This window comes from Bartonella sp. HY038 (assembly GCF_014117425.1).
GTDB lineage: Bacteria > Pseudomonadota > Alphaproteobacteria > Rhizobiales > Rhizobiaceae > HY038.
Genome location: NZ_CP059725.1, coordinates 898,999 through 909,877, shown reverse-complemented (window position 1 = coordinate 909,877; position 10,879 = coordinate 898,999). Strand labels below are relative to the sequence as shown.

Genomic DNA, 10,879 nt, shown 5'->3' with positions numbered 1-10,879 from the left:
ATTGTCAATAAAAATGCAACAATTTGTCGATATTAAGCTATCTTCTGGCTTAATTAATTTCATCTATATTCATAACTGTTAAAAGTTCAACTAAACCAACATCAAGGAATATGATCATGAAACTATATTTTTCCCCGTTCGCTTGTTCCCTATCTCCTCATATTGTAGCCAGTGAATTGGGTATTAAGCTTGATTTGGTCAAAGTTGATTTAGCAAGCAAAGCAACGTCCGATGGTCGCAATTACATCGATATCAATCCCAAAGGTTATGTGCCAGCATTAGAATTGGATGATGGGCGCATTATTACCGAAGGTCCAGCGATTACTCAATATTTAAATGATAATAGCCAAGCTAAAAACCTTGCCCCTGCATGTGGAACGTTTGAGCGTGCAAAAGTGCAAGAATGGCTTAACTTCATCGGCACTGAATTGCATAAAGGCTTTGGACCACTTTTTTATCCAGCTACGCCAGAAGAATACAAAAAGCAATCATTTGAAAAAATCCAAACTCGTTTAAAAACCGTTGAAATCGAGTTAGAAAAAGCACAATATTTAGCCAATAATACTTTTTCTCTTGCTGATATTTATCTTTTTGTCGTTTTAAATTGGGCACCACATTTGGGGCTTGATCTATCGGTTTTCCCTGCAATCCAAGCATTTCATCAGCGTATTGGCCAACGTCCAGCGGTAATTGAAGCGATCGCTGCCGAACAAAAATTTCAATAATCATCACATATAATAAATTATTCGTATTATTCGTCTTTCACGTTATAATAGCCAGATAACAGATATTAATTGGTTATCTGGCTTTTTATATATAGAGGGGTGAGTCATGCATAAAAAGTTTTTTCAAGACATTTTTAACATAGCCGTTGCTGCAGCAGATCCATATCTTGCTTTAAAAAAATATTTACCTAAAAAACCACAAGGCAGAACAATTATTATTGGCGCTGGTAAAGGCGTTGCGCAAATGGCTGCCGCTCTTGAAAAGCTTTGGCACGAAGCCGGCAATGGCGAAGTTGAGGGTTTAGTTGTTACCCGCTATGGTTATGCGACCCCATGCAACAATATTACCGTAGTTGAATCATCACACCCCGTGCCGGACGAAAATGGTTTTATTGCCGCCCAAAAACTGCTAGACAGGGTAAATAATCTTAATGAAAATGATCTTGTCATTGCCCTTATTTGCGGTGGAGGTTCAGCTCTGCTACCCTTACCGCCGCTAGGCATGTCACTTAATGATGATATTTTACTCAACAAAGCTTTACTGGCAAGCGGCGCACCGATTGACGCCATGAATGCCATACGCAAACATTTTTCCCAGATTAAGGGCGGACGGCTTGCCAAAGCTGCCTCTCCTGCCAAGGTGGTTTCGCTAATTGTTTCAGATATTCCAGGTGACGAACCGTCTTTTGTGTCATCAGGGCCAACTGTCGCAAATCATATTAGCAAAGAGCAGGCACGCGCCTATATTTCTCATTATAAAATAGCATTGCCAGACCATATCATCGCCTATTTTGCCAATGATGATGAAGATGCTCCCCTCCCCAATGACCCAGCATTTCAACGCAACGAAGTTCATGTCATTGCTTCTGCCCGTCAGTCACTGCTTGCTGCCAAGCAATTTTGTGAAAATGCTGGTTTTAGCAGCTATATCCTATCAGATGCGATAGAAGGAGAAGCGCGCGAAATTGCCAAAATGCATGGCGCCATCGCTAAAGAAATCGCTCTATTCAATCAACCGTTTCAAAAGCCGGCAATATTATTATCTGGCGGTGAAACAACTGTAACCATTAGCCAAAGTGATATTGAGGCAGGTGCAAAAGGCGGCCGCAATAGCGAATTTTTGCTGTCACTTGCTTTAACCATAAAAGACATTGAGGGAATTTATGGTTTTGCAGCAGATACTGATGGTATTGATGGCTCAGAAAATAATGCTGGTGCTTTTTGTGATTTTAACACCATTGCAGCCATGCAAAAAGCTGGCATTGATGGTGCAAAATTCCTTGCACAGCATAATGCATGGTCAGCATTTAACGCAATTGACAATTTATTTGTCCCCGGCCCAACTGGTACCAATGTCAATGATTTACGAATTATCTTAATTAAATAGCAATGTCAGAAACAACAAACATCATGCGCCACCAAAAGGCGCATGATGTTTTTATCTTAAACGACTATAATTTTTCTAACAAATCTTGGGTTGGCCAAGCATCAGCTGGCATATTTAGGCGCAATTGCTCGGCTCTTACAGCATCACGGGTTAAAGCACCGTAAACACCATCAATCTTGCCAATTTCATGGCCACGAGCCAATAATTTTTCTTGCAATGCCTTCATATCATCCGTTGATAGGCCAGCATCGGGATTGCCAAGATCGAAACTTGGCGCACCGTTCAATCGTGCAGCAAAATAAGCGACCGTTGTGGCATAAACGATGGATTTATTCCATTCAACAAAAACATCAAAATTATCATAGGAAAGGAAGGCTGGTCCTTTGCGCCCCATTGGCAACACCAATGACGCATCACCATCATCTGCACCAAGTGGTCCTTGCACCCCAGAAACGCCCCAATTTGCCCATTGCGAATGGGGTTTGCGATTTTGGCGAGTTGCTTCTTGCCAAGGCACATTTTGTCCAGTAACCCGCACCTCTTCAAGCCAAGGCTGACCACGTTTCCAACCAAGTTCACTAATCATTCGCGCTGCAGTCATAATAGCGTCAGCAGTGCTGTTTCGTAAATCTACCTTGCCATCGCCATCACCATCAACACCGCGCTCAAGATAATCTTTCGGCAAAAGTTGCATCTGGCCGATTTCACCTGCCCAAGCACCTTGAGTTTTTGAATCGACAACTCCGGTATCAAAAAGCTTAAGTAAAGCAATAACTTGTGGACGGAATAAATCAGGACGACGGCAATCATGAGCCAATGTCACTAAGGAATTTAAAGTATTAAAATTGCCCTGCACCGCACCAAAATCGGTTTCCAACCCCCAAAACGCTGCAATTACTGGACCGGGAACACCATAAGTTTCTTCCGCCTTATCAAAAATTGCTTTATATTTTACAAGGTTTTCGCGCCCTTTTTGTAGGCGATTATCGGAAATAACCCGCTTGGAAAAATCTGCAAAGGTAAGATTGAAAATAGCTTGTGAGCGATCGCGCCCCAATACTTTTTCATCAATTTGTGCATCATATAATTCTTGAATGGAATGATCACTCACCCCTTGTGCCTTAGCCTCTTTAGCAACACCATCAAGCCAATCTTTTAAATTACCGCCACAAGTTGAACTTTGCGCTGCATTTGCCGCTTGCTCAGAAGTATTTTGAGCATTCGCATTTTGAATGAAACTAAAGCCCATCATAGCTGATAAAGCAATCAAAGATATCTTATTAAAAAGCATTTTTATCCTATTGGCTCTTTTACCAAGCCTCATCAAACACTGCGACTAAAGTCGGCGATTATAATAATTTTTTCAAAACAGTACTTAAACTATTTAGCCTAATCATAGCCAAAATAAAATAGAACTTTATCTAAGGAAATAAAAAATATTTGATAAATAGCAAGCCCCTTAAATAGGAACTTGCTAATTTTAGTGCTAGAATCTGCACAAGCTTTAGTTATCCCCAGTGATCTATTTTTACGCACCATAATGTTTGTAATAATTCTAATAAAACAAACTGTTAAATTGACAAGCAAGAATAATCAAAACAAAATCATTATGAACATTGCCTGTGGCTTAAATATAAAAATTTATTACCTTCCTTTAAAACACAAGCTATGTAAAAGCATTTATTTTACATTTATCATTTTACGATATTTACCTATTTTCTTTAATGCCCAATCATAATGCGAACTTGTCGCGGAAATTATATAACTAGCCAAATTGGTTGATCCGGTAAATTTGTAAAATTTCTTGGTAAATAACTGCTCATCATTAAGCGGCTCAATAAGCTGCATTGCTTTATGATGGCTTTTTTCAAAATCAGCTCTCGCTGTCTCAAGTGGAGTTGATTGATGTTTTTGCCAAAATTCAACATTCATTTGCGGATAAGTTTTCCAATTAAAAGGCGCTGGTAAGAAAGCGACGTCATGACCCGCTAAATTATTTTCAACCCAATGTATCAATAATTGATGCCACTCATATAAATGAATGAGCACGTCGCGAATATTTTTATCGCGATCATCAAAAGGAAATAGCCCTAATTGCTGCTCGGCCGATAGGCTATCTATCATGTGGTGTAGCTTTTGATAGTTTTGTTCAGCAAGGTGCTGTAAACTAGCTTTATCTGTTGGACGCGGCATTACTATTTCCTTTCAAAAACACTTTATCGAAATTATTGCATTGACTTATTTAATCCATTTTGCCCATTGCTCACGATTGCCAGCAAAGACGTTAATATCGACGTTGCCTTCAATTCCAGGAATAACACCCGTACCGGTATATTGCCAGAAAGTGAAAGGATGGGCGCTGTATTTCTCATCGGGATGGCCAGCAACTGAACGCAGCCAGAAGGGATAGGCTTTAAACAAGCGTAGATTATTTTCGTCAAAAAAATCAACCGTTGTATAGATAACTGGGCGCTTATTATAATGGCGCTCAACAATATCAAGAAACACCTTCATTTCACGGCGCACGGTTTCAGGGTCTGGGCGCAGCTTGCAAGTCGGTGATTTATCATTCCATTCCATATCAAGAACTGGTGGAAGTGCGCTTTTATCCTTGGGAACATTTGCAATAAACCAACGTGCTTGGTCTTTTGCTGGACGGCAGAAATAATAAAAATGGTAAGCACCGCGTGGCATACCTACATTTTTAGCACGCTGCCAATTCATCGCAAAATTATCGTCAACCCTATCACCACCTTCAGTTGCCTTAATAAAGACAAAGGAAATATTAGCGCGCTTAACCGCATTCCAATCTATTTCGCGCTGATATTTTGAAATGTCAGTACCATGGATAGGATAATGCCATGGCTTACGTGCTGCCCATTCATGGGGGTTACTATCGTCAAAACGCGGGCCTGCTCCACTATGCTCGCCTTTAAATTGGCTTTGTGATTTCAAGTCACCAAGATCGGAAAACATCGAACCGCAGGCGCTCGGCAAAAGCAAAACACCGCAAGCCACGATCTTAGTAAAAATAGATAAAGGCTTAAAATCGTGTTTTAGCCATGTTTTCCATCTAAAAACTTTACTTCTAGCACAATCATGATTTGCAGCAGCTTCACAATTAGATAATTTTGCTTTAGTCATAGACTGTGCTTTTGAAGTAAACAAATTGGTAAATTTAAAATAATTGTTCGTTTTGACCACTTGAATTCTTTCCTTTTTGGAACAAGTGCCTTTAAGCATTGCATAAAAAGGTAAAAGAATGGCATATATTAACAAATATTTTTTTATAGCGGTGATGGAATGAAAAGAATTCGGTGGGGAAGAGTTATTCTTGTCCTTATTTTGTTTATGATATTGGGTATTGGTGCCTATATCGGGCAAAAAATATTTTTAGGTGGCTCCCCCCTTATCCCAACCCAAGGGGAAACTTTACCTGATGGCTCACCGATAAATTTGCCAGAGCCGCCGAAAACCCCTGCAACCATGAGTGATGCAGAGCGCGAATCAGCAATTGAGCAAGCACGCCAAGATGCAGTTGCAGCTGCCAAAGCCACCGGCCAAAGCGATGACAATGCACAAAAGGCTGGTGAGGCAGCAGCAACAAGCGCACGCAAAGCTTTTTATCCAGCACAAACCACTGGAGGCCTTGGCGGGTGAGCGATAATAATTCCAACACTATTTGGTCATTGCTTGGTAGCATTTTACAACATGCAAGCGACGCTTTATCAACGGTGATTGAAAGTGTGCGCACTTATTTTGAAGGGGATGCTGAAAAACGCCGACAAGTAGCGTTTTCGGTAGCGATGATTGCTCTCTCAGCCAAAATGGCTAAAGCCGATGGTATCGTTACCGATAATGAAGTTAAGGCATTTTACGAAATTTTTAGCGTGGAAGAAAAAGACTTAAACCATGTGGCACGTCTTTTCTCACTGGCAAAGGGCGATATTGCTGGCTTCGATTATTACGCCAAGCGCATTGTTTATCTTTGCAAAGATAGCGAATGCGAATCCTGCCTTTTAGAAGATGTTATTGATGGGCTATTCCATATAGCTAAAGCCGATGGTTACATTCATCAAGATGAAATGAACTTTCTACGCCAAGTAAGTGAAATATTTGGCATTACTGCAAGCCGTTTTGAAACGATCACCGCATATCATTCCGTAAATGGCACGCAAGACCCGTGGACAGTTTTAGGTATTAACCCCAAGATGCCCTTTGCTGAAGCGCGCAAGCATTATTATAAACTTGTGCAAGAGCATCACCCCGATAAGCTGGCTGCACGCGGCATGCCACCTGAATTTTCTGCAATTGCTAATGAACGACTTGCCCGCATTAATAATGCTTGGGCTTTGATTAAAAAAGAATTGATATTAACATGACTGAAGTTTTGGATAGACCTGATTTTGAATGCGCAATTTTACGCCCATCGCCTAATTTCAATGAAAGATCTGATAATACTAAGCCGCATATTCTGATTTTGCATTATACTGGCATGAATGATGCTGAAGCTGCCGAAAGTCTGTTACAGGATCCTGCCTCACAAGTTTCTTGTCATTATGTGGTACGCGAAGACGGAACTATCGTGCAAATGGTTGCCGAATCAAAGCGTGCTTGGCATGCTGGAAAAAGCATGTGGCAAGGGCAAGATGATATTAACTCAAAATCCATTGGTATTGAAATTGTCAATCAAGGACCACTTGGAAATTTTCCAGATTTTCCTTCGCTTCAAATCAAAGCAGTTGTTGAACTTTGCCAATCCATCATAAATCGCCATAATGTTGGCGCACGCTATGTCTTAGCCCATAGCGACATTGCACCAGAGCGCAAAATTGACCCTGGCGAAAAATTTCCATGGAAAGACCTTGCTGACAATGGCATTGGCCAATTTGTCTCGCCAAGCCCACTTGGCGGCGGCAGGTTTATGAGCCTAGGTGAAAGCGGTCGGCCAGTTGAAGCATTTCAATCCATGCTGGCACTTTATGGCTATCCTATAGAAATCACTGGAAGTTTTGATGAAAATACTAAAATTGTAACCGAAGCATTCCAGCGTCATTTTAGGCCAGCACTTGTTGACGGTGTAGCGGATGCCTCCACCATTGATACATTACACCGCCTGCTCCAACGGCTTGAACGCCTTAGTTAAATTTTTACGACCAAGTTAAATCTATTTATTTTTAACATAAATCGATAAGACATATTTGCCGCATATTTTTATGCGAGGAAAATTAGGTTAGCACTCTATTTTAAATCTTTCGTTCGGCATTGATATAGAGTAGAACTATTGTAATAGACCTATATGACCTTGCAAGCGGCATGATAAAGAGGAAATACCATGGATGATTATGAAAAAGTCGCCACCGCATTATTAATTCTATTTGGCGCGTTAATCATTGGCGGCCTAATGGCTGTACATATTGCCGTTGGCAGTAAAGCAGGCTTTCTTTTCGCGCTTGGCGGTGGTATTGTTGGTTGGTTTTCAGCTTTTGCGATATTGTTTGATCGCCCCAAAATTTATCTTGGTCTCATTGTCTTAGCTGTCTTATGCGTTGCAATGTCAGTTGGGCTTTATGTGCGGTAATCATATTTGTAAATTGTTTTCAACTCATCAATTGAGGTAGCTGTGAAACATCAATATTGGCAAAGATTATTGTTGAAATTTCTTTGCCTATTGGTGTTTTTTGCAGCAACATGCCAATGCGCTTTTACCAAGCAAAAGGCTAATCAAGATGCAAGCACAATAGAACTTCCCCAATTACCTTTGAAGGGTGAAAAATTACAAGATTTCATTCCAGATTTCTGGATTGTTGAATTTCTTCAACAAGAAGACCTAAATGGCGATGGCGAGCTAGATACTGTTATGGTGCTCCGCAATCAAGATATCCAAAATATCAACCATATTGGTGATGATACTTCACCCCTAATAGATACTAATCCTAGAATATTGATTATTTTGTTCCGCGAAGGCAAAGAATGGCGGCTGATTAAACAAAATACCACTTTCATCCCTAAAACCGAAAATGATAATGGCTATATTCAAGATCCATTCAACGGTATCGTTTCTGGCGGAGTAACAACGTCAAAAGGTATCATCTTAATCCGCTTAGGTTATTTTAGCAGCGAATTAATCTATAAAATCTATACGTTTCGCTGGCAAAACAATGATTTTTATCTCATTGGTTATGATAGTTATTCACGTGGACGAGCGTCTGGGATTGAAACAACCAGCAGCTACAATTTTTCAACCAACCGCCAAAACACCAAAATCGAAACACCATTAGATGATGATAGCATTGAGACTAGCTCAGATTGGCAAAAGTTAAAGCCGCATAAGTTGCTAAAACTTGATGAGATTATGAGCGGCGATATTGATGAATATCTTAAAGCAATAGCTCAGTAATTTTCCAGCTAAACTTACATGACCTTACAAATATACTATATGCCTTTGAGCTTACATTGGATATTCAATAATAGATCAAGACGGAGCGGATATATTATGTTGAAAAGAGCTTTTAAATACCCGCTGAAATTAAGCATCATATTTACAATTTTTTTCAACATTTTTGCAGCAAATGCACAATCAGATGACACTGGCGATTATTTTGAATTTCCCCAATTACCAATTAAAAGTGAAAAATTACAAGATTTTATACCCAATTCTTGGATTGTTGAATATCTTCAACAAGACGATCTCAATAATGACGGCGTACTTGATACGGTTTTAGTATTACGTAGCATTGGGCAAGCCAGCGACGGAAAAATGTCAGGTAGATTTGAAGTTGCAAATCCTAGAATGCTAATCGTGCTTTTCAAGCAAGGTAAATTTTGGCGTCTTGTCAAGCAAGATACAGATTTCATACCGCAATCGGTTATAATTAATGACGAAGTCGTTGATCCATTTCATGGCATTGTTTATGGTGGTGTTACAGCAAAAAATGGTACATTAAATATTCGCATTGGCTTTTTTGGCAGTCAAATGGGTTTCTACGTATATAGATTTCGTTGGCAAAATGGTGATTTTAATCTCGTTGGTTATGACTATTCCTCCACCCAAAGAACTACCGGAACAACAACCGAAGAAAGCTATAATTTTATTACAAATAAAAAAAAGACAACAATCGAAACGCTAATTATTGACCCTATTCTTGATGAAGCCACCGATAAGGTAACAACCAAAATAAAATGGACAAAATTAAAGCCACATGAACTGTTAAGCATGGACGACATCAATGAAGATTTTAGTGAATACCTTAAGGATATTGATACCTAATATTTAAATGATGAGGACTAACACAGATATGTTGGCTGTAGAATCAAAGCCATTCATAATAAAGAAACGCGCCAAGCACATTGCCAAGCGCGTTATAAACTCTCAAAATCAAAAAATTTAAACGGCTGCGGAGAACTGCCCCTGCCCATATGAGCGATATGTATCAAACAAAGCCGCAAGTGTGCGTACAAATGGCAATCCTTCCTCGGTAATGGAAATGATTGAACCATCAATGGTTACAATATTATCTTTGACGAGTGATGCCATATTATTCATTTCACGCTGGAAATGTTCAATGCCACCATAATCGGCAAGATCAATCTTGAAACGGCACATGATTTCACGGATCAAATTGGCACGTAAACGATCCTCATCATCAAGACCAATACCACGCTTGGTTGCCATCGTGCCTTCATCGATTGCGCGGCGATATTGACCAATATCAGCAATAGTTTGCGCATAACCATTATGGAATTCTGAAATCGATGAAACGCCAAAACCAATGAGTGTTGGACAATTATCATCGGTGTAGCCTTGGAAGTTACGATGTAAGCGATCTTCCTTCATGGCAATTGTCATCGGATCATCAGGCTTAGCGTAATGATCTATACCGATTGCTACATAGCCAAGACTATCCAAGGTATTTGCTACAACTTCTGCCTGCTCAAATCGCTCAAAAGCACCCGGCAATGTTGCTGCATCAATAAGCCGTTGATTAGCACGCCTTTTCGGTAAATGGGCATAACCATAACAGGCAATACGGTTAGGCTCAAGCGCCCCCACCACGCGGCACGTTTCTTCCAACGACGCTTTGGTTTGTAATGGTAAACCATAAATCAAATCAAAATTAATCCGCATAATGCCAACATTACGCAAGTTTTTAACCGCGTTTTCAACATCTTCAACTGGCTGAATACGGCCAATCAACTTTTGCACATCAGGATTAATATCTTGTACCCCAAGGCTCGCGCGATTAACGCCAATAGAGGCCATAAGACTTGCCAATTGCGGCGTGACAGTACGTGGATCAAGCTCTATCGCATGCTCGGCATCTTTATCAAAGTCAAAAACTTGTCTTAATGCAGCCATAACTTTTTTAAAACTTGCAGCTGATAGAATTGAAGGAGTGCCGCCGCCCCAATGCAAATGAACAAGCTTTGGCCGACCTTTTAAATAACCTGCTTGTAAATGGATATCCTTTACTAAGGTATCCGCATAATCCTGAATAATATTTTCACGGCGAATTGCCTTGGTAAAGCAACCACAATAGTGGCATAACTCAGTACAATATGGAACATGGATATAAACAGAAACAGCTTCGCCATTGGCAATTTCACCAAGCCACTGCTTTCGCTCGCCATCGCCGACAGCAACAAAATCTGCCGCTGTTGGATAGGAGGTATAGCGAGGTACCGCTTGGATTGCATAATGCAGCAAAGTTTCCTTATTCATCGCCAATTTAACTTTCCAAATCTTTATCTATCTCTATCATTACAC

General features: G+C 40.2%; 12 protein-coding genes. 8 read left to right on the top strand and 4 right to left on the bottom strand.

The window, feature by feature from the left end:
* The first annotated feature begins 116 nt into the window (after nucleotides 1-116).
* Complete coding sequence (gene gstA / locus H3299_RS03840; protein ID WP_182418996.1) at nucleotides 117-725, top strand: glutathione transferase GstA; 609 nt, start codon at nucleotides 117-119, stop codon at nucleotides 723-725.
* A 106-nt stretch (nucleotides 726-831) separates the two neighbouring features.
* Complete coding sequence (locus tag H3299_RS03835; protein ID WP_182418995.1) at nucleotides 832-2,112, top strand: glycerate kinase; 1,281 nt, start codon at nucleotides 832-834, stop codon at nucleotides 2,110-2,112.
* Nucleotides 2,113-2,176: 64 nt separating this feature from the next.
* On the opposite strand, the gene H3299_RS03830 is transcribed toward H3299_RS03835, so the two are convergent.
* The 3 genes from H3299_RS03830 to H3299_RS03820 all read right to left on the bottom strand — a co-directional run bounded on the left by H3299_RS03830 (nucleotide 2,177) and on the right by H3299_RS03820 (nucleotide 5,088).
* Nucleotides 2,177-3,403 (bottom strand): lytic murein transglycosylase, encoded by a 1,227-nt coding sequence (locus H3299_RS03830; protein ID WP_182418994.1) that lies wholly within the window; start codon nucleotides 3,401-3,403, stop codon nucleotides 2,177-2,179.
* 389 nt (nucleotides 3,404-3,792) lie between these two features.
* The gene (locus H3299_RS03825) at nucleotides 3,793-4,305 is read right to left on the bottom strand and encodes a ClbS/DfsB family four-helix bundle protein (protein ID WP_182418993.1); all 513 of its coding nucleotides are present in this window, start codon (nucleotides 4,303-4,305) and stop codon (nucleotides 3,793-3,795) included.
* Between the two features lie 45 nt (nucleotides 4,306-4,350).
* On the bottom strand, nucleotides 4,351-5,088 hold the full coding sequence (locus H3299_RS03820) for a GH25 family lysozyme (RefSeq protein WP_371739831.1): 738 nt from the start codon (nucleotides 5,086-5,088) through the stop codon (nucleotides 4,351-4,353).
* A gap of 327 nt (nucleotides 5,089-5,415) precedes the next feature.
* Here H3299_RS03820 and H3299_RS03815 point away from each other — a divergent pair, with 327 nt between their 5' ends.
* The 6 genes from H3299_RS03815 (at nucleotide 5,416) to H3299_RS03790 (ending at nucleotide 9,382) form a co-directional block, all read left to right on the top strand.
* Nucleotides 5,416-5,772, top strand: coding sequence for a hypothetical protein (locus tag H3299_RS03815; protein ID WP_182418991.1), 357 nt, complete (start codon nucleotides 5,416-5,418; stop codon nucleotides 5,770-5,772).
* Nucleotides 5,769-6,494 carry a DnaJ family molecular chaperone gene (locus H3299_RS03810; RefSeq protein WP_246708135.1) on the top strand — a complete coding sequence of 242 codons (726 nt, stop codon included), beginning with the start codon at nucleotides 5,769-5,771 and terminating at the stop codon, nucleotides 6,492-6,494. The genes H3299_RS03815 and H3299_RS03810 overlap by 4 nt, the downstream gene beginning before the upstream one ends.
* Complete coding sequence (locus H3299_RS03805; RefSeq protein ID WP_182418990.1) at nucleotides 6,491-7,258, top strand: N-acetylmuramoyl-L-alanine amidase; 768 nt, start codon at nucleotides 6,491-6,493, stop codon at nucleotides 7,256-7,258. The genes H3299_RS03810 and H3299_RS03805 overlap by 4 nt, the downstream gene beginning before the upstream one ends.
* A 189-nt stretch (nucleotides 7,259-7,447) precedes the next feature.
* Nucleotides 7,448-7,693 carry a hypothetical protein gene (locus H3299_RS03800; RefSeq protein ID WP_182418989.1) on the top strand — a complete coding sequence of 82 codons (246 nt, stop codon included), beginning with the start codon at nucleotides 7,448-7,450 and terminating at the stop codon, nucleotides 7,691-7,693.
* Nucleotides 7,694-7,735: 42 nt separating this feature from the next.
* Nucleotides 7,736-8,512, top strand: a complete 777-nt coding sequence (locus H3299_RS03795; protein ID WP_182418988.1) for a hypothetical protein — start codon at nucleotides 7,736-7,738, stop codon at nucleotides 8,510-8,512.
* 96 nt (nucleotides 8,513-8,608) lie between these two features.
* Nucleotides 8,609-9,382, top strand: coding sequence for a hypothetical protein (locus H3299_RS03790; RefSeq protein ID WP_182418987.1), 774 nt, complete (start codon nucleotides 8,609-8,611; stop codon nucleotides 9,380-9,382).
* A gap of 117 nt (nucleotides 9,383-9,499) precedes the next feature.
* Here H3299_RS03790 and hemN read toward each other — a convergent pair whose 3' ends face one another.
* Nucleotides 9,500-10,834, bottom strand: a complete 1,335-nt coding sequence (gene hemN / locus H3299_RS03785; RefSeq protein ID WP_182419628.1) for an oxygen-independent coproporphyrinogen III oxidase — start codon at nucleotides 10,832-10,834, stop codon at nucleotides 9,500-9,502.
* Nucleotides 10,835-10,879: the final 45 nt, after the last annotated feature.

What these genes read in the sequence shown, in the direction of transcription:
- gstA (WP_182418996.1), top strand. Translation starts at nt 117, where the DNA reads ATGAAACTATATTTTTCCCCGTTCGCTTGTTCCCTATCTCCTCATATT.
- H3299_RS03835 (WP_182418995.1), top strand. Translation starts at nt 832, where the DNA reads ATGCATAAAAAGTTTTTTCAAGACATTTTTAACATAGCCGTTGCTGCA.
- H3299_RS03830 (WP_182418994.1), bottom strand. Translation starts at nt 3,403, where the DNA reads ATGCTTTTTAATAAGATATCTTTGATTGCTTTATCAGCTATGATGGGC.
- H3299_RS03825 (WP_182418993.1), bottom strand. Translation starts at nt 4,305, where the DNA reads ATGCCGCGTCCAACAGATAAAGCTAGTTTACAGCACCTTGCTGAACAA.
- H3299_RS03820 (WP_371739831.1), bottom strand. Translation starts at nt 5,088, where the DNA reads ATGTTTTCCGATCTTGGTGACTTGAAATCACAAAGCCAATTTAAAGGC.
- H3299_RS03815 (WP_182418991.1), top strand. Translation starts at nt 5,416, where the DNA reads ATGAAAAGAATTCGGTGGGGAAGAGTTATTCTTGTCCTTATTTTGTTT.
- H3299_RS03805 (WP_182418990.1), top strand. Translation starts at nt 6,491, where the DNA reads ATGACTGAAGTTTTGGATAGACCTGATTTTGAATGCGCAATTTTACGC.
- H3299_RS03800 (WP_182418989.1), top strand. Translation starts at nt 7,448, where the DNA reads ATGGATGATTATGAAAAAGTCGCCACCGCATTATTAATTCTATTTGGC.
- H3299_RS03790 (WP_182418987.1), top strand. Translation starts at nt 8,609, where the DNA reads ATGTTGAAAAGAGCTTTTAAATACCCGCTGAAATTAAGCATCATATTT.
- hemN (WP_182419628.1), bottom strand. Translation starts at nt 10,834, where the DNA reads ATGAATAAGGAAACTTTGCTGCATTATGCAATCCAAGCGGTACCTCGC.